The sequence below is a fragment of the Saccharothrix saharensis genome (assembly GCF_006716745.1).
GTDB classification, from domain to species: Bacteria; Actinomycetota; Actinomycetes; order Mycobacteriales; family Pseudonocardiaceae; genus Actinosynnema; species Actinosynnema saharense.
This window is the reverse complement of record NZ_VFPP01000001.1, coordinates 2,081,258-2,107,989: the sequence shown is the minus strand read 5'-3', so window position 1 is coordinate 2,107,989 and position 26,732 is coordinate 2,081,258. Positions and strand designations below refer to the sequence as shown.

24 protein-coding genes and 1 pseudogene are annotated in these 26,732 nt (G+C 71.6%); 17 read left to right on the top strand and 8 right to left on the bottom strand.

Annotation, left to right across the window (positions count from 1 at the left end):
- The first annotated feature begins 252 nt into the window (after nt 1-252).
- Nucleotides 253-3,276, top strand: a complete 3,024-nt coding sequence (locus tag FHX81_RS08350) for a WD40 domain-containing protein (protein WP_170231978.1) — start codon at nt 253-255, stop codon at nt 3,274-3,276.
- 205 nt (nt 3,277-3,481) lie between these two features.
- Here FHX81_RS08350 and FHX81_RS08345 read toward each other — a convergent pair whose 3' ends face one another.
- The 3 genes from FHX81_RS08345 to FHX81_RS08335 all read right to left on the bottom strand — a co-directional run bounded on the left by FHX81_RS08345 (nt 3,482) and on the right by FHX81_RS08335 (nt 5,853).
- Nucleotides 3,482-4,498 carry an endo-1,4-beta-xylanase gene (locus FHX81_RS08345; protein ID WP_211363428.1) on the bottom strand — a complete coding sequence of 339 codons (1,017 nt, stop codon included), beginning with the start codon at nt 4,496-4,498 and terminating at the stop codon, nt 3,482-3,484.
- Between the two features lie 371 nt (nt 4,499-4,869).
- Nucleotides 4,870-5,253 (bottom strand): integrase core domain-containing protein, encoded by a 384-nt coding sequence (locus FHX81_RS42580; RefSeq protein WP_281291778.1) that lies wholly within the window; start codon nt 5,251-5,253, stop codon nt 4,870-4,872.
- A gap of 15 nt (nt 5,254-5,268) precedes the next feature.
- The gene (locus tag FHX81_RS08335; protein ID WP_141976636.1) at nt 5,269-5,853 is read right to left on the bottom strand and encodes a hypothetical protein; all 585 of its coding nucleotides are present in this window, start codon (nt 5,851-5,853) and stop codon (nt 5,269-5,271) included.
- Nucleotides 5,854-6,182: 329 nt separating this feature from the next.
- Between FHX81_RS08335 and FHX81_RS42820 the strand changes: the two genes are divergently transcribed.
- Nucleotides 6,183-6,578 carry a nucleotide disphospho-sugar-binding domain-containing protein gene (locus tag FHX81_RS42820; protein WP_425473877.1) on the top strand — a complete coding sequence of 132 codons (396 nt, stop codon included), beginning with the start codon at nt 6,183-6,185 and terminating at the stop codon, nt 6,576-6,578.
- On the opposite strand, the gene FHX81_RS08325 is transcribed toward FHX81_RS42820, so the two are convergent.
- Both FHX81_RS08325 and FHX81_RS08320 read right to left on the bottom strand, forming a co-directional pair.
- A complete protein-coding gene (locus tag FHX81_RS08325) occupies nt 6,511-7,026 on the bottom strand; it encodes a mycothiol transferase (RefSeq protein WP_141976634.1) in 516 nt (171 codons plus the stop codon). The genes FHX81_RS42820 and FHX81_RS08325 overlap by 68 nt on opposite strands.
- Before the next feature lie 118 nt (nt 7,027-7,144).
- Complete coding sequence (locus FHX81_RS08320) at nt 7,145-7,336, bottom strand: DUF2795 domain-containing protein (RefSeq protein ID WP_141976632.1); 192 nt, start codon at nt 7,334-7,336, stop codon at nt 7,145-7,147.
- A gap of 349 nt (nt 7,337-7,685) precedes the next feature.
- On the opposite strand from FHX81_RS08320, the gene FHX81_RS08315 reads away from it, so the two are divergent.
- The 14 genes from FHX81_RS08315 (at nt 7,686) to FHX81_RS08250 (ending at nt 21,067) form a co-directional block, all read left to right on the top strand.
- Complete coding sequence (locus FHX81_RS08315) at nt 7,686-8,303, top strand: flavodoxin family protein (RefSeq protein WP_141976630.1); 618 nt, start codon at nt 7,686-7,688, stop codon at nt 8,301-8,303.
- Between the two features lie 11 nt (nt 8,304-8,314).
- A complete protein-coding gene (locus FHX81_RS08310) occupies nt 8,315-9,385 on the top strand; it encodes an L-dopachrome tautomerase-related protein (RefSeq protein WP_246107696.1) in 1,071 nt (356 codons plus the stop codon).
- Nucleotides 9,386-9,410: 25 nt separating this feature from the next.
- Nucleotides 9,411-9,818 (top strand): four-helix bundle copper-binding protein, encoded by a 408-nt coding sequence (locus FHX81_RS08305; protein ID WP_246107695.1) that lies wholly within the window; start codon nt 9,411-9,413, stop codon nt 9,816-9,818.
- Nucleotides 9,819-9,832: 14 nt separating this feature from the next.
- On the top strand, nt 9,833-9,991 hold the full coding sequence (locus FHX81_RS08300; RefSeq protein ID WP_141976628.1) for a zinc ribbon-containing protein: 159 nt from the start codon (nt 9,833-9,835) through the stop codon (nt 9,989-9,991).
- Between the two features lie 83 nt (nt 9,992-10,074).
- Nucleotides 10,075-11,286: a zinc-dependent alcohol dehydrogenase gene (locus FHX81_RS08295; protein ID WP_141976626.1), complete on the top strand. Its 1,212-nt coding sequence runs from the start codon at nt 10,075-10,077 to the stop codon at nt 11,284-11,286.
- Nucleotides 11,283-13,064, top strand: a complete 1,782-nt coding sequence (locus FHX81_RS08290) for a thiamine pyrophosphate-requiring protein (protein ID WP_141976624.1) — start codon at nt 11,283-11,285, stop codon at nt 13,062-13,064. The genes FHX81_RS08295 and FHX81_RS08290 overlap by 4 nt, the downstream gene beginning before the upstream one ends.
- Nucleotides 13,006-13,371, top strand: a complete 366-nt coding sequence (locus tag FHX81_RS08285) for a hypothetical protein (protein WP_141976622.1) — start codon at nt 13,006-13,008, stop codon at nt 13,369-13,371. Before FHX81_RS08290 ends, FHX81_RS08285 begins: the two co-directional genes overlap by 59 nt.
- 68 nt (nt 13,372-13,439) lie before the next feature.
- Nucleotides 13,440-15,947 (top strand): molybdopterin oxidoreductase family protein, encoded by a 2,508-nt coding sequence (locus FHX81_RS08280; RefSeq protein WP_141976620.1) that lies wholly within the window; start codon nt 13,440-13,442, stop codon nt 15,945-15,947.
- A 3-nt stretch (nt 15,948-15,950) separates the two neighbouring features.
- The gene (locus FHX81_RS08275; RefSeq protein ID WP_141976618.1) at nt 15,951-16,409 is read left to right on the top strand and encodes a hypothetical protein; all 459 of its coding nucleotides are present in this window, start codon (nt 15,951-15,953) and stop codon (nt 16,407-16,409) included.
- Nucleotides 16,406-16,957: an HPP family protein gene (locus FHX81_RS08270; RefSeq protein ID WP_246107694.1), complete on the top strand. Its 552-nt coding sequence runs from the start codon at nt 16,406-16,408 to the stop codon at nt 16,955-16,957. Before FHX81_RS08275 ends, FHX81_RS08270 begins: the two co-directional genes overlap by 4 nt.
- A 125-nt stretch (nt 16,958-17,082) precedes the next feature.
- Nucleotides 17,083-17,298: a hypervirulence associated TUDOR domain-containing protein gene (locus tag FHX81_RS08265; protein WP_141976616.1), complete on the top strand. Its 216-nt coding sequence runs from the start codon at nt 17,083-17,085 to the stop codon at nt 17,296-17,298.
- Nucleotides 17,295-17,603, top strand: a complete 309-nt coding sequence (locus tag FHX81_RS08260) for a DUF3140 domain-containing protein (protein ID WP_141976614.1) — start codon at nt 17,295-17,297, stop codon at nt 17,601-17,603. Before FHX81_RS08265 ends, FHX81_RS08260 begins: the two co-directional genes overlap by 4 nt.
- A gap of 42 nt (nt 17,604-17,645) precedes the next feature.
- A complete protein-coding gene (locus FHX81_RS08255) occupies nt 17,646-19,979 on the top strand; it encodes a phosphoketolase family protein (protein WP_141976611.1) in 2,334 nt (777 codons plus the stop codon).
- Nucleotides 19,976-21,067: an acetate/propionate family kinase gene (locus FHX81_RS08250; RefSeq protein WP_141976609.1), complete on the top strand. Its 1,092-nt coding sequence runs from the start codon at nt 19,976-19,978 to the stop codon at nt 21,065-21,067. Before FHX81_RS08255 ends, FHX81_RS08250 begins: the two co-directional genes overlap by 4 nt.
- A gap of 192 nt (nt 21,068-21,259) precedes the next feature.
- On the opposite strand, the gene FHX81_RS08245 is transcribed toward FHX81_RS08250, so the two are convergent.
- Nucleotides 21,260-21,688 (bottom strand): PRC-barrel domain containing protein, encoded by a 429-nt coding sequence (locus tag FHX81_RS08245; protein ID WP_141976607.1) that lies wholly within the window; start codon nt 21,686-21,688, stop codon nt 21,260-21,262.
- A gap of 386 nt (nt 21,689-22,074) precedes the next feature.
- Nucleotides 22,075-22,887, bottom strand: coding sequence for a hypothetical protein (locus FHX81_RS08240; RefSeq protein ID WP_141976605.1), 813 nt, complete (start codon nt 22,885-22,887; stop codon nt 22,075-22,077).
- A gap of 89 nt (nt 22,888-22,976) precedes the next feature.
- Between FHX81_RS08240 and FHX81_RS08235 the strand changes: the two are divergent.
- Nucleotides 22,977-23,544, top strand: a pseudogene (locus FHX81_RS08235) (phytanoyl-CoA dioxygenase family protein); the annotation flags it as partial.
- Between the two features lie 943 nt (nt 23,545-24,487).
- Here the strand turns inward: FHX81_RS08235 and FHX81_RS08230 are convergent.
- On the bottom strand, nt 24,488-25,510 hold the full coding sequence (locus tag FHX81_RS08230) for an ABC transporter substrate-binding protein (RefSeq protein ID WP_141976603.1): 1,023 nt from the start codon (nt 25,508-25,510) through the stop codon (nt 24,488-24,490).
- Between the last annotated feature and the right edge of the window lie 1,222 nt (nt 25,511-26,732).

Sequence of the window (26,732 nt, the reverse complement as noted above, 5' to 3'; positions counted from 1 at the left end):
GTGCGTCCAAATGACCACTTGAACAGTTCCGCACTACCGTAGGAATGCGGATGAACCGTGGCCGCTTCTCAAGCGGCATCGCACTCCCATGCCACGACCGGTGCCGGCAGGATGTGCTCTGCCCGCCCACGTCAGCGCGTCGGGCGATGCCACCGGCATGAGGGCCGGCGGCCCGGCCCGGGAACAGTGGTCGCGGATCAGCATCTCGAGCAGGCGATCAGCCATCCGCACACCTCGTGGAGGATCTCTCCCATGGCGAGTGACCGCGCCGGCTATGACGCGTTCCTGTCCTACAGCCACGTGGCGGACATGCGCCTGGCCTCTGAGGTGCAACGTGGTCTGCATCGGTTCGCCAAGCGCTGGTACCGCCCCAGGGCGCTGCGGGTGTTCCGGGACCAGACCAGCCTGGGTGCCAACCCGGACCTGTGGCGAACCATCGAGAACGCGCTGGAGTCCTCCCGGTTCTTCATCCTGATGGCGTCCCCGCAGTCCGCCCGGTCGGTCTGGGTGGGGCGGGAGGTCGAGTACTGGCGAGCCAACCGGGAGCGCGAGACGTTCCTCATCGTGCTCAGCGAGGGGGAGATCCGGTGGGATGCGGCCGCTGGGGACTTCGACTGGGAGCGCACCACCGCGTTACCTCGCGCGTTGACCGGCTGGTTCGCGGCCGAACCGCTGTGGGTCGACCTCACCTGGGCTCGCGACCGGCCGCGCCTGTCGATCCGCAACAGCAGCTTCCGGTCCGAGCTCGCCACGCTGGCCGCTCCGCTCCACGGCGAGTCCAAGGACCGGCTGGACAGCGAGGACGACCGGCAGCACCGGATCGCCACCTGGCTGCGGTGGACAGCGGTGGGGCTGGTGGCGCTGCTCGGGCTGATCGCGTTCGTGCAGGGCCAGGCGGCGATCACCCAACGGGACCAGGCGCTGTCCCGGGCGCTCGCGGCGCGCAGCGAGGCGATCGGCGACACCGATCCGGACCTGTCCCGGCTGCTCAGCCTGGCGGCCGCCAAGATCAGCCCGACCGCCGAGGCGGCGACCAGCATGCTGGTCGCCGGCGGCCGGTCCGGGATCGCCCGACTGGACGCGGGCGGCCAAGCAGTCGGCGCGGTGGCGTTCAGCCCGGACGGCACCTCCTTCGCCACGGCGGCGGACACCGTGGTCCGACTGTGGGACAGCCGGACCCGTGCCCCGATCGGCGATCTGCCGGTGTTCTCCGGCACGGTCCGGTCGGTCGAGTTCAGCCCGGACGGCCGGACCCTGGCGGTCGCCGCACACGACAGCGGCGGCACCTTGTGGGACGTGGCCACGCGCCGGGTGGTGGCCACGGAGCTGGACGGCCGCCCCGCCACCGCCACGACCAACGACCACCCCGCTCCCGCCGAGGCGTACGCACCGGACGGGCGATTCCTGGTGGTGAGCATCGACAAGCAGCGGGTACGGCTGCTGGACCCGGTGACGCGGGAGCAGGACGGTGCCGTCATGACGGTCGCCGACTACGGCACTGCCGCCGAAGTGAGTCCCTCGGCCGTGTTCAGCCCGGACAGCCGCACGCTGGTCACCTCGGGGGTGGACGGCACCCTGCGCTTCTGGGACACCGCCACCCAACACCGGATCGGTGCGCCGGTGAAGGCGTACAGAGCCGATGGAGCCTCCCGGGTCGTGCCCGCCCTCGCCATGTCCCCGACCGGGGAGACGCTCGTCAGCGCGGGCGCGGACGGTTCCATCCGGTTCTGGGACGTCGGAACGCGACAGGAGAGCGGACCGGCCATTCCCGCACGCACCGAGGTCGACCGGTTCGGCAACGCACCGCCGGTCGCGTTCTCCCGGGACGGCGGGACCTTGGCCACCGGCGGCCAGGACGGCACCGTCCGGCTGTGGGACACCAGAACCCGGCAAGCCGTCGGTGATCCGCTGGCCGGGCACAGCAGGCAGGTCGCCTCGTTGACCTTCGGCCCGGACGGCCGCACGCTGATCAGTGGGGCCGTGGACGGCACCGCCCGGCTCTGGGACGTCAGCGGTCAACTGCGGGCGAACCGGCCGATGACCGGGCACGTCGGCCCGGTCTACGCTGCCGCGTTCAGCCCGGACGGCCGGACCCTCGCCACGGGCGGCGACTACGGGTGGAGCCCCGAGCAGGCCAGGAACCTGTTCTCCTGCGGACAGGACGGTTGGCGCCTGTGTCTGGCCGGCGCGAACTGGCTGACCACCTTCAGCGGAGTTCGCGGCGTACCGGCCGGCGGTGTGCTGAACGATGTCTTCAGCGGTGAAGTGCGTGGCGGCCTGGCGCTCTCGCCAGGCACGAACCCCGGGACCGACTGGGGAAGCGAAGGGCCGAGCGTGCGGCTCTGGGACGATGCCGACAAGCCAGTGGGCAGCCTGTCGACCGGGATCACCCGAACCGTTCGGTCGATCGCGTTCAGCCCCGACGGCACCGCGGTGGCCCTGGCCGGTGTCGACGTCTGGCGGGACGGCGACAAGCCGATCGAGCAGAGCGGCAGTGTGACGCTGTGGGACCTGCGCACCGGAAGGCAGCTCGATCGCCTGCTCGCGGGTGCGGTGGCCTGGTCGGTCGCGTACAGCCCGGACGGACGGTCCCTCGCGGTGGCCGCGGGGGACTCCGAGGAGGTCAAGCCCGCGGTGTTCCTGTGGGACATCGCGACGAAGACCCGGACGAGGACCCTGCTCGACGGGCCGCCCGCGGTCCGGGTCGTGTTCAGCCCGGACGGGCGGACCGTGGCCGCCGGCCGGGACGACGGCAAGGTCCAGCTGTGGGACCTCACAGACCCGGCACGCGACACGACGCTGACCGTGGCGGGCAACGGTCCGGTCGGTGGCATGGCGTTCAACGCGACCGGCGACCTGCTGGCCACCGGATCCGACGACGGAGTCATCCGACTGTGGGACACCACGACCCGCCGGCAGGTCGGGGAGGCCATCACCGGCCACACCGGGCCGGTGTACTCGGTGGCGTTCAGCCCGGATGGGCGACTGCTGGCCACCGGCAGCGGAGACACCTCGGTGCGGTTGTGGCACATCGGCAGCCGACGTCAGATCAGCCGGCCCTACTTCGGCCATACCCGCCCGGTGCGCGCGATCGCCTTCAGCCCCAACGGTGCGGCACTGGCCAGCGTCGGCGAGGACCACTCGGTGCGGCGGTGGGATCTCGGCTACACCAGCGACATCACCAGGACCCTGTGCGACACGACTCGACGCTCGCTCACCCGCGAGGAGTGGCAGCGTCATGTACCGGAGGTGTCCTACCAGGAGGTCTGCGGCTGAACCCCGTGCCGTGGGCGGGTCGGAGGCGGTCTGGCAGGGTGGCCGGGTCCTCTGAGGCGGTGGATCCGGGCCTCCGCGTTCGAACGCACTGGCTCAGTCGTATCCCGCGCGGGGGTCCAGCCTTCCGGAGGCGGCCCCCCGCGCTGAGCGCGCGTGGTCCCGCCGGGCCGAGGACCCGGCGGGACCACGCGACGACCGCCCTTGCCTACCGCCGGCCCGCGGCCGCCTCGTTCAGCGCGTCGAGCACCGAGAAGTACGCCGGCTTGCGGCTGTAGTCGGCGTCGATCAGCAGGGGCGTCTTGGCGGCGTTCCAGTAGTACTTGTCCGTCACGCCGCCCACGGTGATCACGGTGCAGCGCGGCACCGCCAGGCACGCGCTGACGGCCACGGCGTACCCCTTGGCCTGCGTCTCGCCGGAACCGGTCACGTTCAGCTCGGTCAGGTGCACGTCCACCCCGAGGTCGGCGAAGCGCCGGAGGTTCTCGGCCATGTCCTCGGGCACCCGGTGATCGCTGTTGAAGTACCCTTGGAAGCCGACGCAGTCGATCGGCACGCCGCGCGCGATGAAGTCCCGCACCAGCTCGTACACGGCGTCGGACTTCGGGCCGAACCCGTCGGTGTAGTAGTCGTTGTAGCAGAGCTTCGCGATGGGGTCGGCGGCCTCGGCCGCGCGGAACGCCTCCTCGACCCAGCCGTCGCCGATGCGCTCCTGGAACACCGAGTTGCGCCGGACCCCGCTGTCGCCGAACGCCTCGTTGACCACGTCCCAGTAGTCGACCCGACCGCGGAAGTGGCCCGCGACGCCGGCGACGTGCTCGCGCAGCGCGGCCAGCAGCTCGGTGCCCGAGCTGATGTTGACCACCCAGCCGGGCAGCTGGCTGTGCCACGCCAGCACGCTGCCGCGCACCGCCATGCCGCGGCTCTCGGCGTAGCCGACCAGGCGGTCGGCGGCGGCGAAGTCGAACTTGCCCCGGACCCGCTCGACGATGTTCCACTTCATCTCGTTCTCGGGTGTGACCTGACCGAACTCCTGGTCCAGCGTCTTGGTGTAGTCGGCGACGCCGAGCAGGCCGGCCGGGACCACCGCGCCGAAGACCCGGCCGGTGGCCGCCGCCGCGTCCTTGAGCGTGTGCGCGGCGGCGTGAGCTTGTGGTGCCGCGAGCAAGGCGGTCACCAGCAGGGCGGTTGCCAGGGGCGCCACGGCCCCGAACGGCTTCTTCACGCGTTCCTCCTCGATCCTCGTCGACCAGGCGGCGGGATGGCACTGCGGGACAGCACTGCGGGGCGGAAACTTTCGACAGTTTTGCAGATCTGTTTCGGAGGAGGGAGGTGCTGTTCGGGCAAAGACGGGGTAGGGACGTTCGGGCAACGCGGTCGGTGGCGCCTCGGCGCGACCGGCCTCGGCGTCCGGGCGTGGCGGGTCGCGGTGGGGCGAGCGGGCCGGGTTGCGCCGGGGCCGCGTGGACCTGGCGCGCGGGGTCATCGCGATCGATCCCCCGGGCACCGGGCCGACCAGCCGGAGGGCCACGTCTTCACCGGTCCGGACGGTGGGTCGCCGCGCCGGTCGAGGGCGGCCGTAGGTCCTGCCTGCGATCAGGCGGTTGCGTGTTCGTGCTCGTCGATCAGGCCGCCGAGGACTGGTCGACGGCGCACCGAGGTGCTGCCCGGCTCTGCGATCGGGTAGTCGGGTCGTGGTGGTGCGAGGTGCAGCGCTCGGTGTGGTCGGCGGCGGGGGTAGTCGGCCGCGTAGCGGTTCTGCACCGTTCGCAGGTGGTGTCCGCTGATGATGAGCAGCCGGTCGATGACTTCTCGCCGAACGGTTGCCACGAAGCGTTCGGCGTGGGCGTCGGCTCGTGGACACCGTGGTGGGGGAGACGGCCTCCGTCGACCCGCTGCCGTCCACGAAGCCCCCGGCTCCGCCCCGCTGCCCCTCCGCGCCGGTCCCGCCGGCGCCGGGAACCGGTACCGAGTACCGATCCCGGCACTGGCTGCCTACTCCGGGCGGGTTCGCGCCACCTCCAGGCCGTGGTGGGCGAGGTGGGTCGTCAGGAGCCGGGTCAGGACGGCCGCGACGTCGTCGGTGTCCAGTAGGCGATCGACCTCCGGGTTCCCCCCGGGGAACGGGAAGTGGCCGGGCAGGACCACGGCCCGGGTGAAGAAGTCGGACAGGACGTCGGAGAACTCGTGATCAGGGTGGGCGGAAGCGTTCTCGCCCAGCGCCGTCAGGCCGGCTTCCACGATCGTGTTGAGGTGACGTCGTCGCGCGTTCCGCCGGTGCCGAGCCTCGCCGGAGGGGTCCTCCTCGGTCGCCTCCACCACTCGGAACCCGCCGGGCCCGCCACTCGACCACCAGTCCGCTTCGCGGACCTTCGCCAGAGCCTGCTCCATCGAACCAGCGCGAACGTGGTCCACGCGTCTGACCCCGCCGTCGTGGCCTTCGACCTCGACCCGGTAGCGCGGCAGCTCGTTCTCCCGTGCTTCGCGCACGTCCTCCGACCCGTGGTGCAGGCGGTCGGGTCCGGCGCCTCCCGTGACCGGCAGCCCGTTCGCACTCCGATTCGGCGGTGACCCGTTCATGCGCCCTCCTCGGTCGACCTCGTGGGACTCGCTCGTCCTCGAATTGCGCCGGCGCATCAATGCCTGGCTTCGGCCGCAGGGCATAGCGTAGTGCGGCGGGCGGAACCCGACTGGCAACAGGAGTGGCAGTGGTGGGAAAAGCAGCGGTCTTCATCATGGTGTCGCTGGTCCTGGTCGTCGGCACAGCCGTGGCACAAGGGCTGCGCCCAGCGGTGTTCGCCCTGTTGGGATGCGTTTCGGCGGGGGCGTTGTTGCTCCTCGCCATGCGTTCCCGCTCCGGCAGGCGGTGACCCGGACCGGGCGTCCGGGGGACGGGCGCGCGGGGCGGGATCGCGCCACGGTCCGCACCGGGCGTCCACGTCATCGACCATGCGCCGCACCAGTGGTTGTTCCCGTGGATGAGCGCGGTCGTGCACCACGGGGGAGCGGGCACCACCGCCGCCGCGCTGGCCGCCGGCGTGCCGCAGGTCGTGTGCCCGTTCGTCGCCGACCAACCGCACTGGGCGCGCTGCGCACACGCCGTCGGCGTAGCACCACCACCGATCCGCCGACAACACCTCACCGCCACCGGGCACGGAAGACGGTGTCGTCCAAGCGGTCACCGCACTGGCCCAGCTCGACCGCCGGAACCTCGTCGAACGCGCGGCGTGTTCCGGGTCAGGTGCCGGGGAGGACGCCGCGCACGAAGGCGGCTTGGCCGACGTGCTGGAGGTCGTCCTCGATGACGCTGAGCAGCCGCACGGCCAGCGTCACGGGTGGGTCCCAGGACTCGTCCACGACCCGGGTCAGGTCTTCGGCGCTCAGGGCGCGCACGTACGCCCCGGTGCGCTCGTGCACCGCCCGGTGGTAGCCCAGCAGCAGGTCGGCGGGCGCGGTGACGGCGGCGACCTGGTCGCCGTCGTGCCCGTAGCCGGTGTCGTCGGCGGGCAGTGGCAGGGTGAAGCGCTTGGCCCAGTCGTCGGCCGTCCACACCTGCTCGGTGCCGGCGACCTCGGCCACGTGGTCGTCCTGGACGCGGGTGAGGTGCCAGACGAGCCAGGCGATCGGGTTCGCCGTGCCGCCGACCCGGTGGGCGAGCTGCTCGGGGGACAGGCCGTCCAGCACGCGTTCGACGGACTCGCGGACCCGTCCGAACCCGTCCAGCAGCACGTCCACCGCGGTGACCTCGCCCATGAGCGCCTTTCCTCCAACCGTCCGGTCCGCCACGCCACCGGCTGCTCCCGCCCGGTTCGCGCGGATTCAGGGGGTCGGAGTGGGGTTCGCCTCGTCCCGGCCCCGCCCCGTCGCGTTCCTAGTTCTGCTGACCGATGGCTTCGCTGATGTCGTTGGGGGAGTTGAAGTCGTCGCGCGGCAGGTTGCGCAGGGCTTCGAGGGTGTCGTCGTCGGCGCCCTGGGAGCGCGCGGTCTCGACGATGTCGTCCTTGGTGGCGGGGTAGTCGACACCGGAGAGGAACTTCTGGACCTGGATCGGATTGAGCGTCATGGCCACCGAGTACCCCGGCGTCGGTCGTCTGCACTTCCGCTTCGTCGTGGATCACGCCTGGCGTGGGCTGTGCGAGGACGGGGAATCACGGACCACTCGACCGGGTGCGCGTTGTGCGCCCGCGCCGGATCCGCGGCGAGTCCGACGAAGCCGTGAGCATGGCGTGGCGAACGGGAGCCCGCACCGGTCGGTCACCGCGCGTTCGCGCTGTCCCCTGGTGTGGCGGCGGTGTGGCTGTTGGCGCGCTGGTCGCGGGACGGATCCACCGATGGGTGATCCGCTATCGGGTGCGGGAGGAACCTCCGACGTCGCGCCGATTGGGGCCGGGCTGAGTGGGTAGGCCCTGTGCATGGCTCCCACGACGTTGACCGCGCTCGCGCTGACCTGTTCCCTCAAGCCGTCGCCCGCACCGTCGAGCACCGACAAGCTCGCCCGGCAGGTGCTCGACGAGCTGGCCGCGCACGGTGTGGCGGGCGACCTGATCCGGGTCGTGGACCACGACGTGCGCCCCGGTGTGGAGAAGGACATGGGCGAGGGCGACGAGTGGCCGGTGATCCGGGATCGGGTCCTGGCCGCCGACATCCTCGTCTTCGCCACGCCCACCTGGGTGGGCCACCCGTCCAGCGTGGCCCAGCGGGTGATGGAGCGGCTGGACGCCGAGCTGTCGGAGACCGACGACGAGGGCCGGCTGCTGACCTACGGCAAGGTCGCGGTGGTGGCGGTGGTCGGCAACGAGGACGGCGCGCACAAGATCATCGCCGACTGCTTCCAGGCGCTCAACGACGTGGGCTTCACCATCCCGGCCAGCGGCGGCACGTACTGGAACAACGAGGCGATGACGCCCAAGGACTACATCGAGCTGGAGCGGACCCCCGATCCGGTGGCCTCGACGAACAAGAAGCTGGCGAACAACGCCGCGCACCTGGCGCGGCTGCTGAAGCAGACCCAGTACCCGCCGGTCCAGTGAGGGGTGCCCGCGTGAGCGAGCTGGAAGTGGTCCACGAGTTCACCGGCCCGATGCCCACCGGGGTGAGCGTGTCGCACACCGGACGGGTGTTCGTGAACTTCCCCCGGTGGGGTGACGACGTGTCCGCGACCGTGGTGGAGCTGCGGGACGGTGTCGAGGTGCCGTTCCCCGACCGGGCGTGGAACTCGCCATCGGGTGATGACGACGACGGCGCGTTCGTGTCCGTGCAGAGCATCGTGGTGGACCCGGCCGACCGGCTGTGGGTGCTCGACACCGGCAGCCCGCTGTTCCGCCCGACCAAGCCGGGCGGTCCGAAGCTGGTGTGCGTCGACCTGGCCACCGACACCGCGGTCAAGGTGATCACGTTCCCGACCGACGTGGTCCCGGAGACGACCTACCTCAACGACGTGCGGTTCGACCTGCGTCGCGGTGAGGCCGGGGTCGCCTACATCACCGACTCGGCCGACTCCGGCCCCAACGGCGTCATCGTGGTCGACCTGGACAGCGGCGAGTCGTGGCGCAGGCTGCACGACCACCCCTCCACCAAGGCGGAGCCGCTGGAGGCGTTCCGCCCGGTCGTGGAGGGTGCCCCGTTCCTGGAGCGCCCCGCGGACGGCGGGCCGAAGCCGGTGTCGATGGGTGCGGACGGGATCGCGATCAGCGCCGACGGCACCCGCCTGTACTACTGCCCGCTGGCGTCGCGCCGCTGGTACAGCGTGCCCACCCAGGCCTTGGTGGACCGGACGCTGCCCGACGACGAAGTGGGGGAGCAGGTGGTCGACGAGGGCGACAAGGGCGGTGGCGCGGACGGCTTGGAAACCGACGACGCGGGCCGGCTGTACCTCACGAACTACGAGCACGACGCGGTGCTGCGCCGGCTGCCGGACGGCGCGGTCGAGACCGTGGCGCACGACCCGCGGCTCCTGTGGCCGGACACGATGTCGGTCGCCGACGGCCACCTCTACGTCACCGCCAACCAGCTGCACCGCCAGGCCCGGTACCAGGGCGGGCAGGACCGCAGGCGCAAGCCCTACCACCTGTTCCGCGTGCCGATCGACGCCGGACCCGTCCGACTCCGGTGACACCACGAGCCGAGGAGTGATCCGCTTGACCACCACCACGACGGCGATGCTGGAGGCCCACCCGGCCGGGATCAACCTGGACCGGGGCAAGCTGGCCGCGGCGATCGACGCGCTGATCGCCTGCGCCCAGGCGTGCACGGCGTGCGCGGACTCCTGCCTGAGCGAGAGCTCGGTGGCGGAGCTGACCAAGTGCGTGCGCACGGACCTGGACTGCGCCGACATCTGCGCCACCACCGCACGGGTGCTGTCGCGGCACACCGGGTACGACGCCGACATCAGCCGGTCGTTGCTGGAGGCGTGCGCGACGGCGTGCAAGTCCTGCGCGGACGAGTGCGAGGGTCACGCGGACATGCACGAGCACTGCCGCATCTGCGCCGAGGCGTGCCGCGACTGCGAGCGGGCGTGCCGCGACCTGCTGGCCACCATCAGCTGACGGAGGTCCGCGAGATGTCCGCTCACGCCGGGGAGAGGGCGCAGAAGACCGGGACGTTCCACTGCGCCGAGTGCGACGAGAAGGTGCACGTCACCCAAGGCGAGGAAATCCCGAAGTGCCCCAACGGGCACAGCGAGTTCGGACGTCGGACCCAGGAGCCCGGCAACGAGTGATGCGCGACGTGCCGACCGGGGTGGTGGCGTTTCGGCACCGGTCGCACGGGAAGCCGTCCGTGGACGACGACGGAGGAGACGGCATGAAGGCTGTGGTGTGGCACGGGACGGGGGACATCCGGTTGGACGAGGTGCCCGATCCGAAGATCCTGGAACCGAGCGACGCGATCGTGCGCATCACGCGCAGCGCGATCTGCGGCACCGACCTGCACCTGGTGCGCGGCACGATGCCCGGCATGGTGGAGGGCACGGTCCTCGGGCACGAGGCGGTCGGCGTCATCGAGGAGGTCGGCCCCGCCGTACGTGGGTTCACCCCCGGTGACCGGGTCGTGGTGACTTCCACCATCGGGTGTGGCACGTGTTCCTACTGCCGGGCCGGCTACTACGCGCAGTGCGACACCGCCAACCCGAACGGGCCGTCCGCGGGCACGTCGTTCTTCGGTGGGCCGGAGACGACCGGCCCCGTGGACGGGTTGCAGGCCGAGTACGCGCGCGTGCCCTTCGCCATGACGACCCTGGTGCGCATCCCCGACGCGGTCAGCGACGACCAGGCGATCCTGCTGTCCGACATCTTCCCCACCGCCTGGTTCGGCGCGCGGCTGGCCGAGGTCCGCAAGGGCGACAGCGTGCTGGTGCTCGGTGCGGGCGTGGTGGGGCAGTTCGCGATCGCCTCGGCCAAGCGGCAGGGTGCCGGGCGGGTGTTCGTGGTCGACGGCATCGCCTCGCGGCTGGACAAGGCGCGCGAGCAGAACGCCGAGACCGTCGACTTCACCCGCGAGGACCCCGTCGCGCTGGTCAAGGAGCTGACCGGCGGCATCGGCGTGGACCGCGTCATCGAAGCCGTCGGCGTGGACGCCCAGCGCCCCGGGACCGGCCCGGCCGCCGAGCAGGCCGAACAGCAGGCCGACCGGTTCGACCAGGAACGTCGACAGGCCGCACCGGACGCCAACCCCAGCGGGGACCGGTGGGTGCCCGGCGACGCGCCCAGCCAGGCCCTCCGGTGGGCGGTGCGGGCAGTGGCCAAAGCCGGCAGCATCGGGATCATCGGCGTCTACCCACCCGGCTTCGGCAGCTTCCCGATCGGCGAGGCGATGAACAAGAACCTCACCGTGAAGATGGGCAACTGCAACCACCGCCGCTACCTGCCCGAACTGCTCGACACCGTGGTCAGCGACACCGTCGACCCCACCGCGTTCATCACCCGGCACGAGGACCCGGTCGACGCGGTCGAGGCGTACGAGAGCTTCGACCGGCGTGAAGAGGGCTGGCTCAAGACCGTCCTGGACGTCGCATGAGCGGCACCGTCGCGGACGCGCTCGTCCGGCGCTTGCGGACCTGGGGCGTGCCCAGGGTGTTCGGCTACGCGGGTGACGGGATCGACCCGATCCTGGCCGCCCTGCACCGGGCCGGTGGCGACCCGGAGTTCGTGCCGGTGCGGCACGAGGAGATGGCCGCGTTCATGGCCACCGGGCACGCCAAGTACACCGGTCGGGTCGGTGTGTGCCTGGCCACCCAGGGGCCCGGTGCGATCCACCTCCTCAACGGGCTGTACGACGCCAAGCTGGACCGCCGGCCGGTGGTGGCGGTCGTCGGGCAGGTGGTGTCGACCGCGCTGGGGACGGGCTACCTGCAAGAGGTGGACCTGCACTCGCTGTTCAAGGACGTCTGCGGGCAGTACCTGCAGACGGTGTCCTCGCCCGAGCAACTGCCAGTGCTGCTGGACAACGCGATGCGCACCTCGATCTCCGAGCGGGTGCCGACCTGCCTGATCGTGCCGCACGACGTCCAGCGGGCCGACGCGGTGGAGGAGCTGCCGCACACCCACGGCGTGGTCGCGTCCTCGGCGGTCGTGGCCCGACCGCGCGTGCTGCCGCGCGAGGAGGACCTGCACCGTGCCGCCGAGGTGCTCAACGCGGGCCGGAAGGTCGCCCTGCTGGTCGGGCGCGGCGCGGCGGGAGCGGAGCGCGAGGTCGCCCGGGTGGTCGAGGCGCTGGGCGCGGGGGTGACGGCGTCGCTGGTCGGCAAGCCCGTGATCCCGGAGGACGCGCCCTGGCACACCGGGGTCATGGGCCACCTGGGCACCACCGCCTCGGCCGAGCTGATGGCCGGCTGCGACACGCTGCTCGTCGTCGGCAGCAACGACCCCTGGACCGAGTTCTACCCCGAACCCGGCCAGGCGCGTGCCGTGCAGATCGACATCGAGGCCCGGGTGGTCGGCAGCAAGTACCCCGTCGAGGTCGCGCTGGTGGGGGACGCCACCGAGACGTTGCGGGCGTTGCTGCCGCTGCTGGCGCACAACCCCGACCGCTCGTGGGAGCAGGAGGTGTTCACCTCCGTGGCCCGGTGGCGGCGGATCGCCGATGAACGCGCCCACGCCCCGGCCGACCCGCTCAACCCCGAACGCGTGGTGCACGAGCTGTCCCGCCACCTGCCGCTCGACGTGCGGGTGGCGGTGGACGTCGGCTCGGCGACCTACTGGTTCGCCCGCCACCTGGCGCTGCCCGCGGGCGCGCCCGCGCACACCTCCAGCTACCTGGCGTCGATGGGCTGCGCCCTGCCCTACGGCCTCGCCGCGAAGCTGGACGCGCCGGACCGGCCGGTCGTCGCCCTGGTGGGTGACGGCGCCATGCAGATGAACGGGTTGCTGGAGCTGATCACCGTCGCCGACCGGTGGCGGGGGTGGGCCGACCCGAGGTTCGTGGTGCTGGTGCTGCACAACCGCGACCTCAACGAGGTCACCTGGGAGCAGCGCGAGATGGAGGGCGACCCGCGCTTCCCGACCTCGCAGCGCGTGCCGGACTTCCCCTACGCCGCGTACGCCGAGCTGCTCGGGCTGCGCGGCATCCGGGTCGACTCGCCGGACGAGGTCGGCAAGGCGTGGCACGAGGCGTTCCACGCCGACCGACCGGTGGTCGTGGAGGCGATCGTGGACCCGGCCGTGCCGCTGCTCGCACCGCACCTGCCCGAGGAGAAGGTGGACAAGATCCACCAAGGGCTGGACCAGGAGCCCGAGGGTGACGCGGAACGGGAGCACCTGCGGCGGCAACGCGCCGACGAAGGACACGGACGGTGAGTGGTGGTGGGTCGGGCGGCGCCCCGGCCCACCACCGGCGCACACCTCCCGCCGAACCGGGCGCCGGGAGGGCTTCGCCGCCGCGCTGGTCGAGGCCGCGCCCGCGTTTCGCGGCCAAGCGGGCGGGTACCGGACCGGCATGGACAACACCACCCGAGCCGGTCCCGGAGAAGAAGCCGTGCGCGCCGGCCAGGCGAAGCCCGCCACCGAGCAGGAGGAAGGTCTCGGCGAACCGGACTCGTCACTGCCCGACGACGAGAGGGACGACGACCCGGGGGCACCTGAGGACGACCGCGGCGACGCCTGACCGCGACGGGCGTTGGCGGCCGTGGCGGGTAGCCGACACGGTGATCACACCGGATCGATGGAGGGCGCATGGCCGACCGGATCGCGGACATCTGGGGTGCCCGGACGCCGCACGCGAAGGACACCCCGTGGCCGGTGCGGGTGGACCTGCACCTCGACACGGGCCTGATCGAGTCGGATGTGGACCGGTGGGTGCCGTCGGCGTGCGTGTTGTGCAGCAACGGCTGCGGCTGCGACATCGCGGTCAAGGACGGGCGCGTGGTCGGCGTGCGGGGTCGCGCGGGTGACGTGGTCAACCACGGTCGCCTGGGGCCCAAGGGCCTCTACGGGTCGTGGCAGTGGAACGGCCGTGACCGGTTGACCCGCCCGCTGGTGCGGCGCGGCGGCGAGCTGGTCGAGTCCGACTGGGACACCGCGATGGACCTGGTCGTGCGACGCTCCAAGGAGTTGCTGGCGGAGACGGGCCCGCTGTCGCACGGCTTCTACACCAGCGGCCAGTTGTTCCTGGAGGAGTACTACACGCTCGGCGTGATCGGCAAAGCCGGTATGGGCACACCGCACATGGACGGCAACACCCGGCTGTGCACGGCCACGGCCGCGGCGGCGTTGAAGGAGAGCTTCGGCTCCGACGGCCAGCCCGGCAGCTACACCGACATCGACTCCTGTGACGCGATGTTCCTGTTCGGGCACAACATGGCCGAGACGCAGACGGTGCTGTGGGCGCGCGTGCTGGACCGGCTGCACGGCCCGGACCGGCCCGTGGTGGTCGCGGTGGACCCGCGCCGCACCAAGGTGGCCGAGGCGGCGGTGGAGTCCGGGGGCGTGCACCTGGCCCCGCTGCCCGGCACCAACCAGGCGCTGATGAACGGCTTGATCCGCGAGCTGATCGCCAACGGGTGGGTGGACCACGACTGGGTGGCCACCCATGCGCTGGGCTACGACGAACTGGCCGCCACCGTGCAGCCGTACACGCCCGAGCACGTCGCCGGGATCTGCCGGGTCGACCCGGACGACCTGCGGCGCGCGGCACGGATCTTCGGGACCTCCGAACGCGTGCTGTCGACCGTGCTGCAGGGCTTCTACCAGTCCCACCAGGCCACGGCGGCGTCGTGCCAGGTGAACAACCTGCACCTGCTGCGCGGGCTGATCGGCCGGCCGGGGTGCGGCATCCTGCAGATGAACGGGCAGCCGACCGCGCAGAACACCCGCGAGTGCGGCGCGGACGGCGACCTGCCCGGCTTCCGCAACTGGGACAATCCCGAGCACATCCGTGAACTGGCCGAGCTGTGGAACGTCGACCCGCTGACCATCCCGCACTGGGCGCCGCCCACCCACGCCATGCAGATCTGGCGCTACGCCGAGCAGGGTTCGGTCAAGTTCCTGTGGATCTCCGCGACCAACCCGGCCGTGTCGCTGCCGGAGTTGCCGCGCATCCGCGAGATCCTCGCGCGGGACGACCTGTTCGTGGTGGTGCAGGACGGGTTCCGCACCGAGACCGCCGAGTACGCCGACGTGGTGCTGCCGGCGGCGCTGTGGGGTGAGAAGCAGGGCACGTTCACCAACGTCAACCGCACCGTGCACCTCTCGGACAAGGCCGTCGACCCGCCGGGTGAGGCACGCTCGGACCTGGACATCTTCCTCGACTACGCCCGCCGCATGGACTTCCGCGACCTCGACGGCGCACCGCTGATCAAGTGGTCCGACCCCGAGGGCGCGTTCGTCGCGTGGCAGGAGTGCAGCCGCGGCCGGCTGTGCGACTACACCGGCCTGTCCTACGCCAAGCTGCGCGGCGGCAGCGGCATCCCGTGGCCCTGCAACGAGGACCACCCCGACGGCTGCGACCGGCTCTACGCCGACGGCGTCTTCCCCACCCACCCCGACGTGTGCGAGGACTACGGCCACGACCTGCTCACCGGCGGCACCACCTCGCCCGAGCAGTACAAGGCCCAACGCCCCGACGGCCGGGCCTTCCTCAAGGCCGCCGAGTACGCCCCACCGCCGGAGCAGCCGAGCGAGGATCACCCGTTCGTGGTCACCACCGGCCGCACGGCCTACCACTTCCACACCCGCACCAAGACGGGCCGTTCCCGGCAGCTGCGCCGCGCCGCACCCGAGCCCTGGGTGGAGCTGTCCGCGGCCGACGCCGCCGCCCTGGGCGTGACCGAGGGCGACCTGGTCCGCGTCGAATCACCCCGCGGCCACGTCGAGGCGCCCGCCCGCGTGGGGCGCGGACGCGACGGCGTCGTCTTCATCCCCTTCCACTACGGCTACTGGGACACCGACGGCGACGAGCACGCGCGTGCGGCCAACGAGCTGACCTTGACCGAGTGGGACCCGGTGTCCAAGCAGCCGCTGTTCAAGCTCGCCGCCGCGCGGGTGACCAAGCTGGCGGACGCCACGGGCCCCGCGCCCGCGCCCACCACCACGGCGTCAGCGCCGCACGACCGGGCGAGCGTCCCGGCGACCACCGGTGAGGACGACGTGCGCGAGGACGCGACCCCCGTCGACCCGCCCTCGCCGCCGCCGACCCCCGACCGCACCCCGAACGTGCTGCCGCACGCCGCGTCGAAGGGCTGACCCATGCACCTGGCCACCTACCTGGGACTGCTGCACACCTCGCTGACGACGCTGGCCGACGCGTTCCGCGAGGTCGGCCGCGGTCACGGCGAGGAGCCGGACGTGTGGCACACCTGCCAGGTCCTCGCCGGCCGCGTCGACCGGCAGGCCGAGGCGTTGGCACCGGTCGTGGAGCGCTACGGCGAGCACCGCGAGGAAGAGCCCGAGCGCCTGCACGCCGCCGAACTGGAGTCCACCCGCAGCGGGCCCGTCGGCCTGCTGCGCGACCTCCAGGACCTCTACACCCTGGCGAGCCTGGCCGACATCACCTGGACCGTCGTCGGCCAGGCCGCCCAAGGGCTGCGCGACCGTGAACTGCTCGACGTCGTCAACGCCTGCGAGCAGGACACCGCCCGGCAGTTGACCTGGCTGCGCACCCGCATGAAGCAGGCCGCGCCCCAAGCACTCATCGCCGCCCGGTGAGCGTCGTGGGCGAGGAGCCGGGCGGCGTGCTCGGAGCCGCCGAACGACGTGCGGGCCGCCTGGGAGCCGGGGGCTACGCCTTCGCGTTGTGCCTGGCGGTGCTCGCCGCGGTGGGCGGGGTCGCCCTGCTCGTCGAGCAGCCCTACCTGTTCCCCAGCCTCGGCCCGACCGTGATGCTGTTCTTCGAATCGCCCCGGCAGAAGTCGGCCGCGCCCCGCAGCACCCTGATCGGGCACGGCGTGGCGATCCTGGCCGGGGCGGGCTGCCTGGCCCTGTTCGGCCTGACCGAGCACCCACCGGTCATCCAGGAGGGCGTCACGGGTGCGCGCGTCGGCGCCGCGGCCCTCTCCGTGGCCCTGACCGCGCTGGTCCTGCGACTGCTGGACTGCCCGCACCCACCCGCCGGGGCGACCAACCTCATCGTCAGCCTGGGCCTGCTCACCTCGACCCGCGAACTGCTCGCCATCGCGGCGGGCGTGCTGCTGGTGACCGTGCTGGGCGTGGCCCTCAACCGACTCCTCGGTGTGGGGCAGCCGCTCTGGCGCTGACCACGTCCCCGGTGATCCGCGTGACCGCGGTCCGCTCGTCGCGGCGGCCATCCCACCGGGTGAAAGTGGCACGGCCGGCACCCCACCGCCGTGCGGGGGCCGGTCGGACGACACAGACTGCGCTCATGGGTGAGGAGAAGTTCGACAAGGGCGACGAGGTCACCTGGTCCAGCCACGGGCAGACGGTGCACGGCGAGGTGGTCGAGGAGATCACCGAGGACACCGAGGCGGCGGGCCGGACGGTGCGCGCCTCGGAGGACGACCCGCAGTACCGGGTGCGCAGCGACAAGAGCGGCAAGGACGCGGTGCACAAGCCGTCCGCGTTGAAGGACGACTCGTGAGCGGCGAGTTCGACGACGCCGTGAACATGACCGCGACCGAGCTGGAGCGGTGGCTGGCCACCGACGAGTCGAAGTCGGTCGGCCAGTCCGACGGCGGGGAGTCGGTCGGGCACGAGTCCGGCAGGCGCATCGTGGAGCTGCTGCGCAAGAAGAAGGCCGAGCTGAGCGACGACGACCAGGCGCACATGCGCAAGGTCGTCGGCTACGTCCACCGCCACCTCGCGCAGCGCCCCGGCGGGGACGTCGAGCACACGAAGTGGCGCTACTCCCTGATGAACTGGGGCCACGACCCCCTCAAGGACTGATTGCCCCGGTGTGCGTTTCGCGGCCACGGGTAATCCGGTTGCATGACGACCACGGCGCACGCCTCTGCCGAGACCACGCGCCGCTACCGGCGTGCCTGCGACTACGCCGCGGCGGCGATGATCTACCTGAAGGACAACGTGCTGCTGCGGGAGCCGTTGCGGCGGGAGCACCTCAAGCCGCGGCTGCTCGGGCACTGGGGCACCTGCCCCGGCATCACGTTCCTCTACAGCGGCTTGAACGGCCTGGTGCGGCGGACCGGGCAGCGGGCGCTGCTGGTCACCGGTCCGGGGCACGGCGCACCGGCGGTGCACGCGAACCTGTGGCTGGAGGGCACGCACGCGCAGTTCGACCCGGTCCTGTCGGTGGACGGCGCGGGGTTGGCGGAGCTGGTGCGCCGGTTCTCCTGGCCCGGTGGTTTTCCCAGCCACCTGTCCCCCGAGGTGCCGGGGGTGATCCACGAGGGCGGTGAGCTGGGTTACGCGCTGGCGACGGCGTTCGGCGCGGCCCTGGACAAGCCGGACCTGTTGGTGGCCTGCCTGGTCGGTGACGGCGAGGCCGAGACCGGGCCCACGGCCGGGGCGTGGCACGCCACCAAGTACCTGTCCCCGCGCACCGACGGCGCGGTGCTGCCGGTCCTGCACGTGAACGGCTACAAGATCTCCTCACCCACGATCTACGGCTGCATGGACGACGAGGAGCTGGTGGCCTACTTCAGCGGTGCCGGCTGGTCCCCGTACGTGGTGGACGTGACGCGCACCGACGACCCGGACGCGCTGCTGGCCGAGACGCTGGACCTGGCGCACGGCGAGATCGCCGCGGTGCGGGAGCGGTGGCAGCCGGGTGAGCGGGCGGTGTGGCCGATGCTGGTGCTGCGCTCCCCGAAGGGCTGGGGCGTGCCCGAGCACGACGCCGAGGGCAAGCCGCTGGAGGGGACCTTCCGCGCCCACCAGGTGCCGCTGGGCGGCGTGCACGAGGACGACGCGGAGTTCGCGCTGCTGGAGCGGTGGCTGCGGTCCTACCGGCCCGAGGAGCTGTTCGACTCCGAGGGCCGCCCGCACCGCGACCTGTCGGCCGAATTGCCGCCGGAGGAGCTGAGGCTGGGGCGGGTGCCCGAGGCCAACGGCGGTCGGCTGCGCCGCGACCTGCCGCTGCCCGACGTGGCGCGGTTCGCGGTGGAGGTGCCCGAGCCGGGCAGCGGATCGATCAGCGCGACGGGGACGGCGGGGGAGTGGCTGGCGGAGCTGGTCCGGCTCACCGAGGACCGCCGTGACTTCCGCGTGGTCTGCCCGGACGAGCTGGAGTCCAACAAGCTGGGCGCGTTGCTGGAGGCGACCGACCGGGCGTTCACCTGGCCGCTGCCCGACACCGCCGAGCACGTCGCGCCCGGCGGGCGGGTGCTGGAGGTGCTGTCGGAGCACCTGTGCCAAGGCTGGTTGCAGGGCTACCTGCTGACCGGGCGGCACGGACTGTTCCCGTGCTACGAGGCGTTCGCGTCGATCGTGGACAGCATGGTCAACCAGTACGCCAAGTTCCTGAAGGTGGCGGGCGAGGTGCCGTGGCGCGAGTCGGTGGCGAGCCTCAACTACCTGCTCACCAGCGAGGGCTGGCGGCAGGAGCACAACGGCTACAGCCACCAGGGGCCCGGCTTCATCAACAACCTGCTGACCAAGAAGGCGTCCACGACCCGGGTCCACCTGCCGCCGGACGCCAACACGCTGCTGGTCACCCTGCGGGACTGCCTGGCCTCCACCGACCGGATCAACCTGGTGGTGGCGGGCAAGAACGCGGGCGCGCAGTGGCTCGACCTCCGGGCCGCCGAGCGGCACTGCGCGGCGGGCGCGGGCGTGTGGGAGTGGGCGTCGACCGGCGGTGACCCGGACGTGGTGCTGGCGTGCGCGGGCGGCATCCCCACCGTCGAGGTGCTGGCGGCGGCGTCGATCCTGCGCGACCGCGCGCCCGAGCTGGGTGTCCGGGTGGTCAACGTGGTCGACCTGCTGTCGCTGGCCCCCGCCGACCGCCACCCGCACGGCTTGTCCGACGAGGACTTCGCCGCGTGCTTCCCCGAGGGCGTGCCGGTGGTGTTCGGGTTCCACGGCTATCCCTCCGCCGTGCACGAGACCCTGCACGGCAGGGCCGACAGCCGGCGCTTCCACGTGCACGGCTATCGGGAGGAGGGCACCACGACCACGCCGTACGACCTGCTGGTCGGCAACGGCATGAGCCGCCACGACCTCGCCGCCGACGCGCTGCGCCGCGCCCGTCGCGGCGACGACCTGGCGCAGCGGCTGCTCGCCGAACGGGACGACCTGCGTGCGGCGGCGCACCGCGACGGCGTGGACCCCGAGGAGATCACCGGCTGGCGGTGGGGCGCGTGAGCACCGTCCTGACCGTGAACGCCGGCTCGAACAGCCTCAAGGCGCACCTGGTCGACACCGGCAGCGAGGAAGTCCTGGACTCCGTCGACGTGGACGGCGCACCCGACTCCGACGAAGCCCGTCGTGCCTTGGACGACCTGCTGGACGGCGCCGACGACGTCGCCGCAGTCGGGCACAGGCTCGTGCACGGCGGCCCCGACCTGCGCGCGCCGACCCGGGTGGACGACGACGCCGTCGCCGCGGCCCGCCGTGCCGAGGCGTTGGCGCCGCTGCACGTGCCGCCCGCGTTGCGGCTGCTGGAGGTGCTGCGCGAGCGGCTGCCCGAGGCGCCGCACGTGCTGTGCCCGGACACCGCGTTCCACGCCGACCTGCCCGAGGTCGCCGCCACCTACCCGCTGCCCGCGCGATGGCGGGAGCGGCACGGCTTGCGCCGCTACGGCTTCCACGGTCTGTCGTACCGATGGGCGCTGGACCGGACGGCCGCGATCCTCGACCGACCCACCGAAGGGCTCAGCGTGCTGATGACCCACCTGGGCGGCGGCTGCTCGGTGTGCGCGGTGCGCGACGGCCGCAGCGTCGACACCTCCATGGGCTTCACACCGCTGGAGGGCGTGCCCATGTCGAAGCGCTCGGGCAGCGTCGACCCCGGCATGCTGCTGTGGCTGTTGCGCAACGGCCTCGACCTCGACACCCTCGAACACGGCCTCAACCACGAATCCGGCCTGCTCGGGCTGTCCGGCGGCAGGTCGGGCGACACCCGCGACCTGGTCGCCGCCGCGGCGGACGACCCGGCCGCGGCGCTGGCGCTGCGCGTGTTCGCCCACCGCGTGCGGCGCGAACTCGCCGCCGCGGCCACCTCGCTCGACCGGCTCGACGCGCTGGTGTTCACCGGCGAGATCGGCTGGGACCAACCCGAGGTGCGCGCCGACGTCGTGGCCGGCCTGTCCCTGCTCGGCATCCCTCGCGACCTGACCGCCGAACCGGACGGCGACGGACCGGTCAGCCCGCCCGACGCCGCGGTGCCCGTGCTCGTGGTGCGCCCGAGAGAGGATCTGCAACTCTGCCGCGACACCCTCGCCGCGCTGTGACCGGCCATCGGCCTCCGCCCCCGCACGACGGCCGACGGAGGTGCCGGCTGGTCCGGGACGGGTACCACGCCGACGGGGAACCCCGCGGTTGGCAACCCACATCGCGGACGCGGAGCGCGCGGGAGACAGCGAGCCGGTGGATCTTCCCGCCGCGCCGAGGAAGCGAGCCGCAAGGGGCACCGCCCGGAGCAGTCACAACATCGGCGGGACCAACCGGTAGCTCTCGCTGTAGTAGTCGCCGGTGCGTTGGCGGTAGCCGTCCCGGTCGGTGTCGTCCGGGTCGTACTCGGGTGCGTCCTTGATCTGCTCCTTGGTGCGGTCGACGTAGACCCTGCGCTCCTGGTGGTCGACCCGCTGCACGGTGCCGACGGGCAGGACGACCTTGCGGCCGAAGATCCACGGGCCGGTGTCGACCATCAGGCAGTCGGCGGGGACCTCGGCGTTGTCCTCGTCGACCTTGCCGATGGCCCCGTCGGTTGCCTCCACCGCGTAGCCGATCAGACCGGTGTCGGGACGGTCCCCGGTACCGGCGGTGTCGCGCCCGCGCTCGGCGCCGGTGTCGACGCCGGGCAGCCACGTCGGGTCGCGCCACGTCCAGGGGGCGAACGGGAACGGTTGCATCTCGGCCTCCGCGGTCGGGGGTCAACGTCGAGTACGGACTACCCCGGACCGCGACGCGGAACACGGGTACGCGCGGCGGCACCGGCGCTGAGGCCTTCCCGCCGTTCGACCACCCCGACCTGGCCGGTCGGCCGTGGTCGAGGTCGGTGCGGGCTGGTGGTGGAACGCCTCGACGGCGTGGCGGTGCCGAGGCCCGTCGTGGACGCGCCCTTCGCGGGCGACCTGCCCAGTGATCCGCCGGGTGGTACCTCTCGGCTTTCCCTGAGGGCCGGGGCCAACGACTCCCGCGGGCGTCCCGGGCAGCACTGCCGGGACGGCCCACTGGATCGCTCGGCGGCTGTGCCCTCGCGCGGTGGGCGCTCGAGCGTCGTGCCGTGAGCGCGGCGTCAGCCCTCGAAGTCCAGCTTGGCGTAGACGGCCGTGGTCCCTTCTCGAGCGAGCACTCCCCATCGGCTCGACAGGGCGTCGACCAGCAGGAGTCCCGCCGAGGGCCGCCACGGCCAGGACCGCCCGCGCGCCCGGTCGCGCACGGTGACCATCATCGCCTCGCCGAACTCGTCGAGGTCGAGTTCCAGGACGTAGGGCGCCGAGCCGTGAGCCACCGCGTTGTCGAACAGCTCGCCGGCGACGACGCCGACGAGCATGACGTCTTCCGGTGGCCAGCCGTCCAGGCGTTGCTCGACCCACCGCGCCACTTCCACCGACGAGACCGAGTCGTCCTCCCGGATCACCAGGACAATCGCGCCGTCACCGACCGCCACCGGGTGATCTTCCCACTCCGATCGGGCACGCACCTGACGGTAACCTTGCGATCCCGGCGGTCGCGGCTCGTCGATCACCGAGCACAGGGACCGCCGGGTGCGTGCCTGCCGGGGCGCGTCGAACAGCTCGTCCGGTGGTGCGGATTCGATGATCCGGCCTTCGTCGAACAGCAGCACGCGGTCGGAGACGTCACGGGCGAACTCCATGGCGTGGGTGACGCACAGCGTGGTGACGTCGAATGTCCGTGCGACGTCACGCGGCACTCTCATGTTCGGGAACAGGTCGTACTGCTGGAACACCATCGTGGTGTGCTTGCGCGTCTTGCGCAGGTGCTGCTCGCCGGCGGGAACGAGGCTGTCGCCGCGCCGCTCGTGGAGCAGCGGCTCACCGGCGAGGGTGATCGCGCCGCTGTCCGGTCGGGTGAGGGTCACCAGCATCCGCAGGATCGTGTCTCCCAGGGCGGGCACGGCCGATCGCGCCGGTCGCCATCGCGGACAGCTCGATGTCGACCGCGGGGAACAGATCGAGCCCTGACGAGGTTGCCGTGTTCCGCGACGTCGCCGGTCGGCTGCGCACCGACCCCGTCGTGCGGGCCGACGAGCGCACCGTCGTCGAGGAGCAGTCCGACGACGTCCGCTCGATCTTCGAGGTGCACCGGATCAGCGAGCTCGTGGCACGGCTCGCCGCTCATGCGCGCGGTGAGAGCGTCCATCGCATCGACCGACAACCACCCGTTCAACGGCGGCCTGATGCTGATGCCCGGCGCGCACCGCACCTTCGTGCCCTGCGCCGGCGGGACACCCGACGACCACTGCAGGTCGTCGTTGAAGGAACAGGAGATCGGCGTGCCGAGCCGGGCGAACCTCACCGCGTCGGCCGACGCGCACGGCATCGAGCAGTTCACCGGCCCGGCTGGCTCGGCGTTGCCGTTCGACTCGAACAGCACGCACGGCTCGGGCAACGACATCACCCCGTTCCCGCGCTCCACCGTCTTCGTGGTCAACAGCGTCGAGAACGCGCTGGTGGAGCCGTTCGCCGCGATCCGGCCGCGGCCGGACTTCGTCGCCTCGCGAGACTTCACGCCGATCGGGTGACGCCGAATGTCAGGTGTTCGTCAGGAACGGTCGCACTGGTCTGCGGCATGATGGTGTGGCGACTCGCGGAGGGCGGTAACCGCCGCGAGTCGACCACCTTCATCGCACCTCCGGACGGGTGAACAGCTCCCGGTGTCATCCGTCCGGGGGCATGCCATCGCTCGAGCACCTCATCGCAAGGTGATCGCAAGGTCGATGAACGGCCTTGTCGGTCACAGTGGTGGGAGGGCCGCGGGACGATGGGGGCTCGGAACGCGTGTCGGCCACACCGAGGTGGCCGACACCCGGCTTCCGGCGCCACCCTGATCAGAAAGTCGACCGACAGTACCGTGACCGCTATTCCTGTCGAGGGTGATCCCGCTGCCCTCCTGCTCATCTGCGACGATTGCGGTCGTCGGTTCGACCACGACATCGGCGAGATCTGGATCATGCTGTGGTCGCGAGCGCTCGCCGCGGGCTGGAAAGGCCGGGACCGGGCGATCGGTCCGCACCGTTGTGTCTCGTGTGCCGCCTGACACCGACCACCTTGCCGCGCGGGTGCGGAATCGTGAAGCGGCGGCCTCGGCGGTCGTTCGCCCACTTCAACCATCGCCTGGCCGACGACGCACCAGGGCGTGCACGCTGCTTCAGGTCCCCCGAGCCGCCTGCTGCACCGGTTCGGCGTCGCGGCGGGGGTCATCACCCGCTCGCGTGCGACGACCTCGCCGGCAAGCCGCCGCCAACCCGGGGCAGGACGTGGTCCACCCCGGCGCGTTCCGTCTCCGCGGTACCGGGTGGCCGACGGATGCCGCGCCGCTGCGGGGCAGCAGTCGCTCGGTACGCAGAAGCCGGCGTTCCGAGGGGCTGAGACCGCCGGCTCCGGTCGAAGCGACGTGTGGCGGGTGCCGGCGTCGCCGAGGCGCTGTCACCCACCACGCTTCCGGGCACGTCCCGAGCGGATCGGTCAGCTTCCCGGCGCCGGGGCGAGCATCAGTGCGACGTCGAACCTCGTCTCCAGCAAGCCGTAGGTCTTCATCAGGTCGGCCACGCGCTGGAGGCGGGTCGCGTCGAGCGTGGTGGGGAACTCGCCGAAGTGGACCAAGGCCGCGGTCTCCGAGTCGACCTTGGCGTACTCGGTCAGCAGTTGGCGCACCAGCGGTTGGTCGCCGGCGTCCCGCTGTCCCTTGACGAGGGCGCGCTGGAACGCGGCGACGGTGTTCGGGTTGGCCTGCAGGAACTTCCCGGTCGTGCCGTAGCCGGCGATCGGGATGCCGTCCGTCGGGCCCGACGCCGCGTCGAGCACCGCGATCTGACCCGAGTTGCGCTGGGCCCTGGTGATGAACGGCTCGCTGGAGAAGGCGGCGTCGACGACGCCGTTCTCGACCGCCGCCTCCATGTCGGGCAGCGGGACCTCCTTGAAGGTCACCTTCCCGGGGTCGACGTTGTTGGCTTCCAGAGTGGCCCTGAAGGTCAGTTCGGCGATGTTCCTGGTGGTGTTGATGCCGAGCGTCTTGCCTTCGAGGTCCTTCGGGGACTCGATGTCGGAGTCGGCCTTGGCCAGCACCAGGAACATCTCCGGCTTGGCCTGGTAACCGTCCATGATCAACCGCAGGCCGCCGACAGCCTTCGCGGACTCCTTGGCCTGGGCGGCGAAGAAGGACACGAAGTTGCCGAACGTCATGTCGAGGTCACCGTTGACCAGGCCGGGGATGGCCGCCGCCCCGCCCTGGATGGTGATCGGCTCGACCTCCAAGCCCTCCTGCTCGAAGTAACCCCTTCTGATCGCGATGTGGACCGGTGCGACGTCGATGATGGGGAGCAGGCCGAGCCTGATCCTGCTCTTCTCGACCTCGCCCGGTGCGGCAGCACCGGCGGTCTCCTCTGCGGCGCCACCCAGCACGCCGCAGCCGGCGACGGCGGCGAGCACCGCGGCCACGGACAGCGCGCCCGCGAGCCTCCGTGCCGGTGAACCGACACTTCGAACCATCTGAACATCTCCTGGTGAATGACCGGCTTTGCGGAAAGCCGAAGCACGGGAACAGCATGATGACCGCGTTTCGTTTTGCTCACGTGCCGCTTTCGCGGCAACGAAGAGGGGCGGTCGCCGATTCAATATACCGGTGCTGGTCGGATCGCCGGATCACGCACAGTGCGAAGTGAGTCGCCTTCGCCTTCGCCTTGGTATGTGAGCTTTTCTCCACTGTGGTCGGTAGCGCTCTTCCGGGTCATGTCGCTACCGCTGCCTCAGGCGCTCCTATGTGGCGCGCAATGGCAGTTTGCCGCTACCTCAGCCGGATGTCCGCATGGTCGCGGTCGACCGATCAGGCGAACTTGTCCGACGGATAAGCGACGCTTAATCGAGGATTGCTCGCTGATTCGATCTCCGGCTGGTCCGCTCCCGTTGCGCGGAAACGGAGGCCGAAGTCCTGCACATGACACGGGAGCACCACTCCACCCGCATCGCCCGAACTCCGGCACCGGATACCACGCCACCACATGCGCGTAGGTGTGCCGCGTCGTCGCCTCGACCAGGTGCGACGGCAACCGCACCACCATCGCATACCACTCGAACGACTGACGGGCGATCGGCATCGCGTGCGCGGTCGAACGTCTCAGTCGACCGCTCGCGACCCCGCACATCCCATTAGCACGCCGTGTAGCGCGCGAACCGACGCATCCGCACGCCGCCTCGAATGCCCCCACCCACACCAGTGTTCTGCCCGGATCCGGTGACGAGATTCCGCATCGTGAGGGTGGTGGGTCAGGTGAGAACCATGGGGGTCCGGTCCTGCCCTGCGCTTTCCCGACTCGCGTAGGTCAGAGCCGGTCGTTCGTCACGGTCGGACCGCGTTCCGCCGCGTTCCCGTCGCCACCAGGTCGCCGTTCGATCCGAGGTGCCCGAGTCGGTGCGAGGCGGCAGGTCGGATGTGAGTCGAGTCCGGTCCGCCGTCACCAAGTCGCTGTTCTGCCGAGTGTCCCTGGTGAAGTGGACTTGTCGCGTCCGGAGCCTGGTCTCGCGGTGCGAGCGGCTCGCTCACGTGCCACACCGACCTCCCATCGGACAACAGCACATCCGACAAGATCGCAGCATGGCCGGGATCACTCTGCCAGGAATTCCAAGCGGCTGTCGGCAGCGCAGCCTTCGACGCTCGGGGTGATCCGGCCGAGAAGTCGAAGGCTTGCGCTTCGCCTACCTCCGGAACCTCGCG